The organism is Noviherbaspirillum sp. (assembly GCF_035254685.1).
Classification (GTDB): Bacteria; Pseudomonadota; Gammaproteobacteria; order Burkholderiales; family Burkholderiaceae_D; genus Noviherbaspirillum.
Genome location: NZ_DATFAI010000041.1, coordinates 437,405 through 451,560 on the forward strand (window position 1 = coordinate 437,405; position 14,156 = coordinate 451,560).

The window sequence follows — 14,156 nt, forward strand, 5'->3', positions numbered from 1 at the left end:
CCGTGTTGCACTGACCAGCGAGGCCAAACGCTTGCCTTGCAAAGCCAGCACACGAACCTGCCGAGTGGAAACTCTTGCCCACGAACGACACTCGGCGTGCCCCACGAAAAGCACGAAAATCAATCCTACCTTTCGTGCTTTTCGTGGACATCCAAAGCGTCACGACCGCGGCGCTGATGCGTCGGTCAAGACCACCCTCCACACATTCATGTCGCTGACAGCAATCTCCTGCCACGTTCGAGGAACGCACGATACTCCTCGTCCGGCACGAACAGGCCGCCGGTCGTCCATATCAGGTGAACAGCCTGCGACATACACTGCGTGAGGCCGTTGTCCGCGAGGTATTGCCGTCCGTTTTCCGTGTCGAGCAGCATGTGCGGCCCGCCGATGCCGGCGGCGGCGGAGGGTTCGATGCGGATGCCTTCGCTCTCGTGCAGCAGGGCGAGCTGACGGAACAGGGCGTCGTCCTCGACGGTGAAGATGCCGGACAGGAGCGGAGTCATCATCTGCACCGCCAGTTCCGATGCCCTGGCCACTGCAAGTCCGTCCGCATCCGTGCGATTATCGAGGCCGAGGTCGTAGACGGTGATGCCGGGTCGTTCGGGATAGCTCATCTGCGCCAGCACGCACGGCGAGGCAACCGGCTCGGCGAAGAAGCAATGCACGTGGTCGCCGAACACCTGCTTCAGGCCGAAGGTGATGCCCGAGGGCGCACCGCCGACGCCGCAGGGCAGGTAGACGAAGAGCGGCGTGCCGCTGCTGATCGCGATGCCGGTTGCACGCAATTGATCGCGCAAGCGCAGGGCGGCCACGCTGTAGCCGAGGAACAGCGACAGCGAGCGCTCGTCGTCGACGAAATAGCTGAACGCATCGCCTTGCGCGACGCGGCGCCCGGCCTCGACCGCTTCACCGTAGTCGCCGGCATGCTCGATCACCTCGACCCCGCGCTGGCGCAGCCGTTGCTTCTTCCACTGCTTGGCCTCGGCCGACATGTGTACCTGCGCGCGAAAGCCGAGCGCGGAGGCGATCACGCCGATGCTCAGTCCAAGGTTTCCCGTGGAGCCGACGGCCACGACGTAGCGCGCAAACACCTCGCGCGCCGCGGGCTCTGCCAGCACGGTGTAGTCGGCAGCCTTGTCGAGCAGGCCATGCTGCCGCGCGATCCGTTCCGCAAACTCCAGCACTTCATGGATGCCGCCGCGCGCCTTGATCGAACCGGCGATCGGCAGCGCATGGTCGCCCTTGATGAGCCAGGTGCCGGATGCGGAGCCGCCCATCATCGCGCGCTGCAGATGCGGCACCGGGATCAGGTCCGACTCGATCAGGCCGCCAGCAGCAGCGGTCTCCGGAAAGAGTTTCGCAATCAGCGGAGCGAAACGCCGCCAGCGCGCCTCGGCTTCCTCGATCGCGTCGAGATGAATGGGCAGCGCGCGCAAGGCTTCATCAGCCTCCACGCGCGCAGGGTTCACCCACAGGCACGGCCGCGCGGCGCGCAGGTTTTCATCGACAGTCGGTAACGGCATCGTTCATCCCCTTGTAGAAGCGACAGCATAATTGATCCACGTCGAAATTGCCGTGCTGCGCTTTCCTGTTTTTAAAACCCCGCGCGCATTTGCTGGTCATAGCTGGCTGAGACATACAACAACAACGGGAGCGCTCCTTGCCGCACACCAAGACAACGCATGCATCAGGAACAGGCCATCGCTGCCGAGAAGCACAGCAGGATGCCGCATGAGACAGATTGAAGAACGAAAGCAGGAAGTGTTGGATCTGTTCCGCGCGCGCGAACTGCTCACTGCACTGTTTCTGATTATTTCCCTTCTGATCACGTACAACCTGTGGACGACAGCCAGCCAGGTGGCCGGGCAGGCCTCGCACACGACCTTCGATTTCCGGGTGCGCGAATCAAACGAACGCATCCGCCAGCGACTGGGCATCTATGAACAGGTGCTGCGCGCCACCGCCGGCCTGTTCAAGGCAAGCCGCAGCGTCACCCAGAACGACTTCCGCGCCTTTGTCGATACGCTGCAGATCACGACGAATTACCCCGGCATCCAGGGCATCGGCTACGCCGAAGTCATCCCGCCCGCCGAACTGAAGCGGCATATCGAATCGGTCCGCGCCAGCGGCTTTCCGAATTACACGGTCTGGCCGGAAGGAAAGCGGGACATCTATACCACGATCATTTTTCTCGAACCTTTCACCGGAAGGAACCTGCGCGCCTTCGGCTACGACATGTTTTCCGAGCCGACACGCCAGGCCGCGATGGCCCTGGCGCGCGATACCGGCGAGACGACAGTATCTGGCAAGGTCACGCTGGTGCAGGAAGCCGGGGAAGAAGTGCAGGCCGGCTTCCTGATGTATCTGCCGCTGTATCGCCACGACGCGGTGAATGACACGCTGGAAGGACGGCGCGCGAACCTGGCCGGCTGGATCTACGCGCCGTTCCGCATGGAGGATTTCATGCACAGCGTGAACGGGGAAAAGGCCGAGGACCTCGATATTGAAATTTACGACGACAACGACCTGTCGCAGCAGGCACGGCTGTACGACTCCGTGAAGTGGGATAAAGCGCTCGATCCGCAGCACCGTTTCCGCAGCATCAGCCGCATCGAAGCGGGCAATCGCACCTGGACCATCGTGACCACCGGCCTGCCGGCCTTCGAGGCGAAAATGCTGTCGGACCGGCCGTTGATCATCCTGCAGGCCGGCATCAGCATCAGCCTGCTCGTCACGCTGCTGATCTGGCTGTTCCTCGATGACCGTGCGCGCGCGCTGCAGGCGGCCGAGCAGGCCATGCAACTCGCGCTGTACGACACGCTCACCGGCTTGCCGAACCGCAAGCTACTCGATGAGCGCATCGAGCAGGCGCTGGTCAAGGCCAAGCGCAACAAGCATCACGTCGCGCTGCTGTTCATCGACCTCGACAAGTTCAAGCCGGTCAACGACAACTATGGCCACGCCTATGGCGACCTGCTGCTCAAGGAAGTTGCCAAGCGGCTGCGCAGCTGCGTGCGCGAATCGGATACGGCCTCGCGGCTGGGCGGGGATGAATTCGTCGCGCTGCTGTCCGACACCGAAGAGCCGCATGCCGTGGAGACGGTTGCCAGCAAGATCCTCGAGCGCCTGAACGAGCCGTTCGAGATCGCCGGCCACACGTTCAATATTTCCGCCAGCATCGGCGCAGCGCTCTATCCGGAGCACGGCACGGATGCCAAGTCCCTGATGAAGAGCGCCGACCTCGCGATGTACGACGCCAAGAACAGCGGACGCAGCAACGTCAAACTGTCGCAGCATGCTGCGGCGGACCACTAATCGAACAGGTAGTGCAGTGCCGCCTCTGCCATCTCGCCGTTGCTGTGCCCGACGCGCGGCACGCTCACCAGTTTCCAGCGCAACAACGCATGTTGCTGCACGGCCTGTCGCTGTGCAAGCCGGAAGAAATGGACGCCGCGCTCGTAGCGGTTCCTTCCTTGCGCCATCGCTTCCGGCGATGTCGGCAGCCCTTCACTGTTCGGATCGATATCTTCCTCGCCAAGCATCACCACCAGGCGCCGCGAGAATGCTGCCGCAAGTTGCGCCTCGTCCACGCGCGCACGGTCGAGCGCCATCGGGAATGCCGAGTTGGCATAGACCGGCAGCGTGTAGGAGCCGGCATTGGCGGCGAATGCCATGCGCACCCGCGGTGCAGGCATGAAGATCATGAAACGATGCACGAATTGCGCGCCCGCGGAATGCCCGAACAGGTAATACTTTTCGCTGGCGATGCCTTCGCGCCGCCGGAGCTCGTCGAACAGATGCTCAATGATCCAGAAGTTCCAGCGCTCCCTGCGCGGGTCGGTGACATTGCCGAACTGGTATTCATCGATCGTGAAATCCTTTTCGGCAAATTCGGGCACGACCACGAACAGTTTGTATTTCTTCGCGAAACCCACCCAGGCATCGCGATACTGGTCCGCGCGCCGGTCCGCACCATGCATCACGAACATCACTCGCGCATTGGCATCGATGCCCGCCGGCTTGTAGTACCACACCGGGATCTGTTTGCCCGGCACGGTGGATTCGTCGGCAAACATGAAACGTTCCATGCCGGCAGGCAAGGCACCGGCGACTGTCTGCGGCGCCGCAAACAGCAGAAGGATCGGGAGGAGGGCCCCTGGAAATAATGAAAGGAAGCGCAAGTCTGATCTCCGTGTCGTCGAAGCATCATTAGAGCGCAGCGACGGCCGGGAGCTTGTATCTTGATCAAGCATTGGTGAAACGGCAATGAAAGTAAGGACAAGTCGTCCGCCCGTGGAAACAAAATGTATCAATTAGTGACAGCCATCACATTTTGCCACGCCGAAGCACCCTATATTCGGGCTGTATTCGTGAAATCTCCAAACGAAACGAGCTTTGGCCCGCTGGCGCAAACCAGCGGGTTTTTTCTTTTGTGCTGCTGCTCAGAACGATGAGCCCGGCTGGGCGAGGAAAGCGGTTTCCTCCGGCGTCGATGCGCGTCCAAGAATGCGGTTGCGATGCGGGAATCGGCCGAAACGCGCGATCACTTCGCGGTGCCGCAGCGCGTAGTCGAGAAAGCCCTCGAAGGCCGGCCTGCGCGCGGCATCCAGTTCGTCCAGCAATGCGCGAAACAGCGCAATGCACTGCTCCTGGTCTGCCAGCGATTCCGAATGCTCGAGCGGCAGGTAGAAGAACACCCGCTCGATCGGACGCAGCAAGCGATGCAGGCCCGCCTGCAATCCCTGCCTGCACCAGCCGCGCGCGAGCAGATCGAAGGCAAATGCCTGCGGCGTGTCGCGATACATGTTCCGCGGGAACTGGTCAGTGAGGAGGATGAGCGCCAGGCAGCCTGCAGCCGTCGACGACCAACTGTCCAGCTCGTGTCGCGCCGCCGCCTGCACACCGGGCTCGAAGCGCCGGCGGATCTCGTCATCGGCGCGCGCGTCCTTCTTCCACCAGAGCGCAGCGTTGTGCTGCGCCACCAGTGCATCGTCCGCTTCGGCGCCGAACCAGAATGCGTGGATGGATTCGGGCGTCATCACAGCATCGACGAAGTCTTGTCTTCCGTCTTCAGCCATTCCTCGTCGCTCCTGACCGCCGTATCGACGTAGCCGGCCATCCTGATCGCCGCATCAACCGCCTTCCGCAAATAGGCGTCCTCGTTGTTCTCGCTGATCTGGCGGCTTTGCAGATAACCGGCAAAAATGGTCGCCGCCATACCGGCGACGACGGCCTCGCTGTGCTGCAGGTGCAGATGGACATCCTTGTTCATGGCGCGCTCCTCGTCGTGAAAATGCTGGAATGACAAGGCCAGTCTAGCGCTTGCGCACGCGCCGCGCAAAATGGCGCCGAAAACGTGCCCGGAATTGCGGCCGGAAATGTAGTCGAAATTACGACCGGACTTGCAACCAGAAGCACCGGCAGGGCGCTTCCCGCGAAAAAACCGAAAGTGGAATAGTATTGAGGGAATAGGTATGCGTTTCCTCGCCGTCATTTCGTTCATTCCGACAATCCAGTATGACCAACCGATCGATCATTGAACCCGTACTTGAAGAAAGTTTCAGCACGATTCCTCACCTGATCCGCCTGCATGCGGCCGCCGATCCCGCGCGCACTGCGCTCGTCCAGGATGGCCAGTCCGTGAGCTACGCAGAACTCGATGCCATGATGGACCGCGTTGCTGCCGCGCTGCAGCGCGAGGGCGTGCAGCCGCGCGAAGCGATTGCGATCTGCGCAACGACTTCCATTCCCTACGCCGCGGTGTTCCTCGGCAGCCTGCGCGCCGGCGTCGCAGTCGCACCGCTGGCGCCGTCATCGTCGCCGCAGAGCCTGGTGTCGATGGCGACGGACGCGGATGCCCGCCTGCTGTTCGTCGACCATTCCGTTGCGCAAGCGCTGGAGCCGGTGCGCGAGAGCCTGCCTGCACGCCTCATCGCGCTGGACGACAGCAGCGTTGCACCTCCATTCAGCGACTGGCTGGCCGCGCCGACAGCACAGCCGCAAGCCGTGGAGATCCGGCCCGACTGGCCGTTCAACATCATCTATTCCTCCGGCACCACCGGCGCGCCCAAGGGCATCGTGCAGCCGCATTCGATGCGCTGGACGCATGTGCAGCGGGCGCGTGTAAACGGCTACGATGCAAGCGCGGTGACGCTGATCTCGACGCCGCTGTATTCCAACACCACGCTGGTCAGTTTCCTGCCGACCATTGCGCTGGGCGGCACGGTGGTGATGATGGCCAAGTTCGACGCCGGCGCCTACCTTGCGCTGGCGCAGCAGCATCGTGTCACGCACACCATGCTGGTGCCGGTGCAGTACCAGCGCATCATGGCGCGCGAGGATTTCGGCGACCACGACCTGTCCTCGTTCAGGATGAAGTTCTGCACCAGCGCGCCATTTTCCGCCGCGCTCAAGACCGACATCCTCAAGCGCTGGCCGGGCGGACTGATCGAGTACTACGGCATGACCGAAGGCGGCGGCACCTGCGTGCTGGCCGCGCATGAGTTCCCGCACAAGCTGCACACCGTCGGCAAGCCGGGCCCGGGGCACGACATCCGCCTGATCGACGATACCGGCAGGGAAGTGCCGCCCGGCGAACTGGGCGAAGTCGTCGGCCATTCGCCGGCAATGATGGCCGGCTATCACAAGCAGCCACAAAAAACCGCCGAGGCGGAATGGTACGATCCGAGCGGCAAGCGCTTCATCCGCACCGGCGACGTCGGCCGCTTCGACGAAGATGGCTTCCTGACGCTGATGGACCGCAAGAAGGATATGATCATCTCCGGCGGCTTCAACGTCTATCCGAGCGACCTGGAAGCGGTGCTGATGCAGCATCCGCAGGTGGCGGAAGCCGCGGTGGTGGGCGCGCCGTCCGTACGCTGGGGTGAAACGCCGGTGGCCGTGGTCGTGCCGAAGCAGGGCGCATCGCTGCAGGAGCAGGATGTGCTTGGTTGGGCCAATGAACGGCTCGGCAAGACACAGCGGCTGGCCGCGGTGCGCTTCGCCAGCACGCTGCCGCGCAGCGCGATCGGCAAGGTGCTCAAGCGCGAACTGCGCGACAGCCTCGGCGCGACGCTCGGCCCGCTCTGATTTGATTCACGCAACAGACCAATAACATGCTGGACGATTCCCTTTTCAATACCGAAGAAATTCTCGGCCTGCTCAAGCCCGAGCAGGTGGGCGACGACCGCTTTCGCGGCGAGAGCCATTTCATGGGCAGCCCGAATGTGTTCGGCGGGCAGGTGCTGGGCCAGTCCCTGTACGCCGCCTCGATGACCGTCGAGGGACGACGGCCGCACTCGCTGCACTCGATGTTCATCCTGCCCGGCAACCATCGCCTGCCCATCGATTACGATGTCGAGCGCGTGCGCGACGGCGGCACCTTCAGCACGCGCCGCGTGGTCGCCACCCAGGAAGGGCGCCGCATCTTCGTGGTGTCGATCTCGTTCCAGACGCCGGAATCGGGCCTGTCGCACCAGAAAGATGCGCCGCCGCACCATGCGCCCGAATCGCTCTCGTCGAGCATCGAATTCTGGAAGAAGCATGCGGCCAAGGCCAAGCGGCCATTCCGCCCGGTGCCGGTCGATTTCCGCGCCGATTTCGAAGGCGACATCTACAGCGGACACCACGGCAAGCCGTGCAAGCAGGTCTGGACGCGCTCGCCGATTGCGCTGCCCGACGATGTGCTGCTGCATGAGTCGCTGTTCGCCTACGTGTCCGACTATGGCCTGATCTGGACCTCGCTGCAGCCGCATGGCGTGACCATGGGCGACCCGCGCCTGCAGATCGCCAGCCTGGACCACACCATCTGGTTCCACCGCCCGTTCCGCATGGACGAGTGGCTGCTGTTCGCGATGGAAAGCCCGAACGCCTCGGGCGGCCGCGGCCTGAACATCGCGCATGTCTACCAGCGCGATGGCACGCTGGTGGCGACGCTCGCGCAGGAGGGCCTGATCCGCCTGCACGACAAGCCGAAAACCTGATCTGTTTCTGTTCCTGGTCCTTTCACAAGCGGATAAAAAATGGATGTTGTCTTGTCGCCGGAAGTCCTGGCGATGCTGTTCGGAGCGGCCATGGTCGCGGGTTTCATCGATGCGATCGCCGGCGGCGGCGGGCTGATCACCATACCGGCGCTGCTGCTGGCGCAGGTGCCGCCGCTGCACACGCTCGCCACCAACAAGCTGCAGGGCAGCTTCGGCTCGCTCACCGCATCGCTGATGGCCTTGCGCCGCGGGCTGGTGAACTGGGTGGACATGCGCGCGCTGTTCGCCTGCTCGCTGGCCGGCGCCGCCATCGGCGCCTGGGCCGTGCAGTTCGTGAATACAAAGACGCTCGACATCGTGATCCCGGTCGTCCTGGTCAGCATCGGCCTGTACTTCGTGCTGGCGCCGAACGCGGGCGCACTCGACAACCGGCCGCGCATGAACGACGCCGCCTATCGCGGCGTGGTGGTGCCCGGCATCGGTTTCTACGACGGCATGTTCGGCCCCGGCACCGGCTCGTTCTTCTCGATGGCAGGCGTCGCCTTGCGCGGCCACAACCTCGTCACCGCCACCGCGCAGGCGAAAGTGCTCAACTTCGCCAGCAACATCGCCTCGCTGGCGGTCTTCATCGCCGGCGGCAAGGTCATGTGGACCGTCGGCGCGACCATGGTCGGCGGGCAGGTGATTGGCTCATGGGCCGGATCGCACGCGATGGTGCGCGGTGGCACGAAACTGATCCGTCCGATGATCGTCACAGTCTGCTGCGTCATGCTGGCGAAATATACCTGGCAGAAGGGCCTGCTGTCGTTCTGATCCTGTCCTCGCGGAATGCCTTGCAGCCGCCGGAGTCGAATCTATGTACATGGTCTACTGGACACAAGTTGAAGACGAGAAGGCCGCTCCGCACAGCCTCGGCTTTGCGTCGGACGACCTGAGCGGCGCGCTGAAATTCATGGAAGAGCTGCGCGCGCGGCAACGGGCAGGCGAGCGCTTGTGCTTCATCACCATGAGCTCGGAGAACCCCGACTCGGTCGGCCCGCCCGGCGTGGCCGATCCGCATCCCGATTACAACTGGAAGAAGCGGAGAAGATAAGAAGCGTTCGCCGCAGGCAGGGGCCTGATGGGTTGATCCAGGTTCGCCTCTCCACATTCTTGCGTCGCAATCATCCTCTCTCCCGTGAATCTGTGACAAACTTGCGTTCCGGCGCAAAGGCAGCGCCGCGCAACATCATGCAAGACAGGACTTTCACGTGGAAGCACACCAGGCCATTCCTTACCTGCGCGAGACGCTCATGTTTCTCGCGCTCACCGGCATCCTGATCCCGCTGCTGCAACGCCAGCGCGTCAACCAGGTGCTTGGATTTCTCATCGTCGGCACGCTGGCCGGCCCGTTCGGACTCGGCCTGCTCGCGAAAGACATTCCCTGGCTCGCTTATTTCACCTTTCCGCAGCGCGAAGGCGTGACGGTGCTGGCCGATCTTGGCGTGCTGTTCCTGATGTTCATGATCGGCCTGGAGCTGTCCGCCGAAAGACTGTGGTCCCTGCGGCGCTGGGTGTTCGGTGCCGGCAGCGTGCAGGTGATCGTCACCGCCACGATCATCGGCGGCCTGGCCTATTTCTTCGGCAATCCTCTCGAATCCGCCGTCGTCCTGGGCTGCGTGCTGTCGCTCTCCTCGACGGCGGTCGTGATGCAGCTGATGAACGAGCGGCGCATGCTCGGCACGCGTCTCGGCCAGGCCAGTTTCTCGATCCTGATGCTGCAGGACCTCGCGGTTGTGCCGCTGCTGATCCTGACCGGCGTGCTGGCCAAGGGCAACACTGCGGGCCTCGCCGGCCTGGCCGGCTTCACCCTGCTGAAATCGGCCGGCGCCATCGTGCTGATCTATGTCCTCGGCCGGCGCGTGATCCGCCCGCTGTTCCATTCCTTCGCGCAGCAGCGGCAGCCGGACGTGTTCATGGCGCTCACGCTGCTGAGTTCGCTCGGCATCGCGGGCCTGACCGCTGCGGCCGGACTGTCGATGGCGCTGGGCGCATTCCTGGCCGGCCTGCTGCTGGCGGAAACCGAATTCAAGCATGAAGTGGAAGTGACGGTCGAGCCGTTCAAGGGCTTGCTGATGGGACTGTTCTTCATGTCGGTCGGCATGGACATCGACGTGCGCGAAGTGCTGCGCTCGCCGGCCCTGCTGCCGTTGTCGGTGATCGGGCTGTTCCTCATCAAGTCGCTGGTGCTGGCGGTGATCTTCCGGCTGGGCGGATTCAGCTGGGGGCGCGCCATCGAAGGCGGCACGCTGCTCGGGCAAGGCGGCGAGTTCACCTTCATCGTGGTCGATTACGCGACCGGCCTGCACCTGCTCAATGTCGCGACCGGCAAATTCATGCTGCTGGTGGTCAGCCTCAGCCTGCTGGCCACGCCCTTCATTGCGCGTGCCGGCGCCCTGTTCAGCGAATGGTGGAAGAAGCGCAATCCGGACGAGGTGCCCGACCTCGAGCGCGCCGGGCCGGAAGCAACCGGCGGGCACGTCATTCTTGCTGGTTACGGCCGCGTGGGCCAGCTCGTTGCGCAACTGCTGTCGGCACAGGGCATCTCCTACGTCGCCGTGGAAGCGAATTCGCGCCTGGTAGCGAAGCTGCATCCACTCGGCGTACCCGTGTTCTTCGGCGATGCGGCGCGCATCGAACTGCTGCGCAAGGTGCATGCGGACGCCGCGGCAGCGATCGTGCTGACCATGGACCATCCTGCCTCTGCGCTGCATGCAGTCAAGGCGATCCGCCGCCAGTATCCGCACCTGCCGCTGCTGGCACGCTCGCGCGACGAAAAGCATGCGCTGGCGCTCAAGCAGGCCGGCGCCACTTTCGTGATTCCGGAAACGCTCGAGACGGGGCTGCAGCTCTCGGCTTTCGTGCTGCAGACGCTCGGCGTGGAAGAAGGCGTGGCGGCGCACACGATCCAGGTCGAACGCGAGCGCCGCATCGCGGACCTGCTGATCACCCCGCCGGCAGCAGGGCCAAAGTGAGCCTGTGGACGGTGTATCCTATGCGCTGGATTCATCCCGACATCGAAGAAGAAAAGGAGCACCATGAACATCGCAAATGACGTAACGCAACTCATCGGCAACACGCCCCTGGTCCGCATCCGCAAGCTGAGCAAGGACTGCGTCGCCGACGTGGTTGCCAAGCTGGAGTTCTACAATCCGGCGCACAGCGTGAAGGACCGCATCGGCGTTGCCATGATCGATGCCGCGGAGCAAGCCGGGCTGATCAAGCCGGATACGATCATCGTCGAGCCGACCAGCGGCAACACCGGCATTGCGCTGGCGATGGTGTGCGCGGCGCGCGGCTACAAGTGCGTGCTGACCATGCCGGAAACCATGAGCAAGGAACGCCGCATGCTGCTGCGCGCCTACGGCGCGGACCTGATCCTGACGCCAGGACCGGAAGGCATGAACGGCGCCATCAAGAAAGCGGAAGAACTGGTCGCCTCCGATCCGCGTTACCTGATGCCGCAGCAGTTCAAGAATCCCGCCAATCCGGAAATCCACCGCAAGACGACCGCTGAGGAAATCTGGCGCGACACTGACGGCAAGGTCGACATCGTGGTGTCTGGCGTCGGCACCGGCGGAACGATCACCGGCGTGGGCGAAGTGATCAAGGCGCGCAAACCCTCCTTCCAGTGCATCGCCGTCGAGCCGGATGCATCAGCGGTGCTGTCGGGCGGCGCCAAGGGACCGCACCCGATCCAGGGCCTCGGCGCAGGCTTCATCCCGGATACCCTGAACACCAAGGTTTACGATGAAGTGGTACGGGTGAAGAACGACGATGCGTTTGAATTCGCGCGCCGCTGCGCGAAGGAAGAAGGTTTGCTGGTCGGCATCTCGTCGGGTGCGGCATTGTGGGCCGCGGTGGAAGTGGCGCGCCGTCCGGAAAACAAGGGCAAGCTGATCGTGACCATCATCCCGTCCTTCGGCGAGCGTTACCTGAGCACGCCGCTGTTCGCCAACCTGGCGGATTGAGCATCGGCAAGGCAGAACAGACGTTCTGCCTTGCGGCATCAGGAGGGCCGTGACAGGATAGATTGCGCGGCCCTGCGCGCGCTCGGCAGGAAGCGCGCGATGGTCGCCAGCAGCTCGTTCTCACTCACCGGTTTTCCCAAATAGGCATCACACCCCGCCCAGCTGCCACGGAACTTGTCGAACGCGGACGATTTGCTGCTCAGCATGACCACTGCCGATCCCTTGGTCGCCGGGCTGGACTTGATGCGTTTGCAAACCTGGTAGCCGTCCATGCCGGGCATCAGGATATCGAGAAAGATGCAGGTATAGCGCTTGGCCTGTGCCATGTCGATCGCCATTTCACCGTTTTCCGCGTAGTCGACATCGAAACGGAAGGGCGCAAGCCGGGTGCGCATGAAGGCGCGCACGGTCGCGCTGTCGTCAACCACCAGCACTGATTCCACTGGATTGGGTTCCAGGAACACCGGCACGGGCGACGTCGCCCTGTCCATCGCACGCCGGAGCGTGCGTCCGTCCCACTGGCTTTCATCCATGCGCTGCGCGCGCCGCTCCAGGGCCTCCTGCATCTGTCGGTCGAGCTGTTCGAAGAGGCGCATCCAGTGGATCGGCTTTTGGACCAACGGCCAGCCGTCGTCCTGAGCAGCCCGCCCGACCAGCACTGCCGGCGCATGCACGCCGGGAGAACGTTTGCGCAGCAGTTTCATGCCGTCCGGATTGTCTGCATTGACCAGGTAGATGTCCGCGCGCTCCCTCGGAGCGGCTGGTTCGGCATAGCAGTAGGTGCGCCGGCCGGTCAGGCGGAAAGTGGACGACAGCATGGCCTTCTCTGCTGCGGAGAAGCCGAGCATCTCAAGCACGAAGCGGCGGGTACCGGTTTGATCATCCTCAGGTTGGCATGCGAGGTTCATGGTAAGTGACGTCCTGATGAACGAGGGGGGAGCCGCAGGGCGCGGATATAATTGCAGAAATGATAACACGCACCAGGTTCACTCCCTCATTTTGGACGGATCATCCAGGCGGGGGATGGGCCATCAGCCTCTCGCGGGAAAAAAACCGATAATGGTGCCTTCGACACATTGAAGAGGCAGACATGAGCGACTTCCGCAGCGACACCGTGACGCAACCTACCGACGCCATGAAGAAGGCCATGCTGGAAGCGCCGCTCGGCGACGACGTGTTCGGCGATGATCCGACGGTCAACCGCCTGCAGGAACTCGCAGCCGATATGCTCGGCTTCGAAGCGGCGCTGCTGGCGCCGAGCGGCACGCAGACCAACCTGATCGCGCTGATGACTCATTGCCAGCGCGGCGACGAAGCGATCGTCGGCCAGCAGTGGCATACCTACCGCTGGGAGGCGGGCGGCATGGCGGTGCTCGGCTCGATCCAGCCGCAGCCGCTGGAACACCAGCCTGACGGCACCATTGCGCTGGCCGATATCGAGGCGGCGATCAAGCCGGACGATCCGCACTTCGCACGCACGCGCCTGGTAGCGCTGGAAAACACGACCGGCGGCCGGGTGCTGCCGCTTGCCTATATGCGCGACGTGCAGGCGCTGGCCGCACGGCATGGCTTGCGCACGCATATCGATGGCGCGCGCTTGTTCAACGCTGCCGTCGCGATGGCCGAGGCCGAAGGCGGCGACCCGGTGCAGCAGGCAAAGGAAATCTGCCGCGGCTACGATTCGGTGTCGCTATGCCTGTCGAAAGGACTCGGCGCGCCGATCGGTTCGCTGCTACTCGGCTCGAAGGATTTTATCCGGCAGGCACGCCGCATCCGCAAGATGCTCGGCGGCGGCATGCGCCAGGCAGGCATGATCGCGGCGGCCGGCGTCTACGCGCTGCAGCACAACGTGCGCCGGATGGCGGATGACCATGCCAATGCGCGGCTGCTGGCGGAAGGCTTGTCGCGCATCGCCGCGTCGCACGCGCGCTTGCAAGGGCGTTCGATTGCGCATGCGGCGAACACCAACATTGTCTTTTTCGATGTCGACGCCATCGTGGCGGATGACGTGCTGCGGCATCTGGCGGAAAACGACGTGAAGATCACTGCAGGCACGCAGCGCCTGAAGGATCGTGCCATGAAGCGCATTCGCTGGGTCACGCACCTGGATGTGGACCGTGCCGATGTCGAGCGCGCCTTGCGGGTGCTGGCGGCGTTTTGATTT

The 14,156-nt window shown here is 63.4% G+C and carries 13 protein-coding genes; 8 read left to right on the top strand and 5 right to left on the bottom strand.

The genetic code is table 11. The features are described from left to right. Positions 1–206 precede the first annotated feature (206 nt). Positions 207–1,523 (bottom strand): D-serine ammonia-lyase, encoded by a 1,317-nt coding sequence (locus tag VJ698_RS19520; protein WP_324104472.1) that lies wholly within the window; start codon positions 1,521–1,523, stop codon positions 207–209. Positions 1,524–1,731: 208 nt separating this feature from the next. Between VJ698_RS19520 and VJ698_RS19525 the strand changes: the two genes are divergently transcribed. Then, entirely contained in the window at positions 1,732–3,315 is a 1,584-nt protein-coding gene (locus tag VJ698_RS19525; protein WP_324104473.1) for a CHASE domain-containing protein, read from the top strand. Here VJ698_RS19525 and VJ698_RS19530 read toward each other — a convergent pair. The 3 genes from VJ698_RS19530 to VJ698_RS19540 form a co-directional block, all read right to left on the bottom strand. Then, complete coding sequence (locus VJ698_RS19530; RefSeq protein ID WP_324104474.1) at positions 3,312–4,076, bottom strand: hypothetical protein; 765 nt, start codon at positions 4,074–4,076, stop codon at positions 3,312–3,314. The two genes, VJ698_RS19525 and VJ698_RS19530, sit on opposite strands and share 4 nt — an antisense overlap. A 366-nt stretch (positions 4,077–4,442) precedes the next feature. Further along, complete coding sequence (locus VJ698_RS19535; RefSeq protein WP_324104475.1) at positions 4,443–5,078, bottom strand: DUF924 family protein; 636 nt, start codon at positions 5,076–5,078, stop codon at positions 4,443–4,445. Then, positions 5,039–5,503 (bottom strand): hypothetical protein, encoded by a 465-nt coding sequence (locus tag VJ698_RS19540; RefSeq protein WP_324104476.1) that lies wholly within the window; start codon positions 5,501–5,503, stop codon positions 5,039–5,041. The genes VJ698_RS19535 and VJ698_RS19540 overlap by 40 nt, the downstream gene beginning before the upstream one ends. Positions 5,504–5,517: 14 nt before the next feature. Here VJ698_RS19540 and VJ698_RS19545 point away from each other — a divergent pair, with 14 nt between their 5' ends. The 6 genes from VJ698_RS19545 to cysK all read left to right on the top strand — a co-directional run bounded on the left by VJ698_RS19545 (position 5,518) and on the right by cysK (position 11,992). Then, on the top strand, positions 5,518–7,089 hold the full coding sequence (locus tag VJ698_RS19545; protein WP_324104477.1) for a class I adenylate-forming enzyme family protein: 1,572 nt from the start codon (positions 5,518–5,520) through the stop codon (positions 7,087–7,089). A 26-nt stretch (positions 7,090–7,115) separates the two neighbouring features. Further along, a complete protein-coding gene (locus VJ698_RS19550; RefSeq protein ID WP_324104478.1) occupies positions 7,116–7,982 on the top strand; it encodes an acyl-CoA thioesterase II in 867 nt (288 codons plus the stop codon). 39 nt (positions 7,983–8,021) lie between these two features. Further along, positions 8,022–8,795 (top strand): TSUP family transporter, encoded by a 774-nt coding sequence (locus tag VJ698_RS19555; protein ID WP_324104479.1) that lies wholly within the window; start codon positions 8,022–8,024, stop codon positions 8,793–8,795. 43 nt (positions 8,796–8,838) lie between these two features. Then, complete coding sequence (locus VJ698_RS19560) at positions 8,839–9,075, top strand: hypothetical protein (protein ID WP_324104480.1); 237 nt, start codon at positions 8,839–8,841, stop codon at positions 9,073–9,075. 157 nt (positions 9,076–9,232) lie between these two features. Next, complete coding sequence (locus tag VJ698_RS19565; protein ID WP_324104481.1) at positions 9,233–10,996, top strand: cation:proton antiporter; 1,764 nt, start codon at positions 9,233–9,235, stop codon at positions 10,994–10,996. 63 nt (positions 10,997–11,059) lie between these two features. Next, positions 11,060–11,992, top strand: a complete 933-nt coding sequence (gene cysK, locus VJ698_RS19570) for a cysteine synthase A (RefSeq protein WP_324104482.1) — start codon at positions 11,060–11,062, stop codon at positions 11,990–11,992. Between the two features lie 38 nt (positions 11,993–12,030). Here the strand turns inward: cysK and VJ698_RS19575 are convergent, their stop codons facing one another. Then, a complete protein-coding gene (locus VJ698_RS19575) occupies positions 12,031–12,900 on the bottom strand; it encodes a response regulator (protein ID WP_324104483.1) in 870 nt (289 codons plus the stop codon). Positions 12,901–13,082: 182 nt separating this feature from the next. Here VJ698_RS19575 and ltaE point away from each other — a divergent pair, with 182 nt between their 5' ends. Further along, a complete protein-coding gene (ltaE, locus tag VJ698_RS19580; protein ID WP_324104484.1) occupies positions 13,083–14,153 on the top strand; it encodes a low-specificity L-threonine aldolase in 1,071 nt (356 codons plus the stop codon). Positions 14,154–14,156 lie beyond the last annotated feature (3 nt).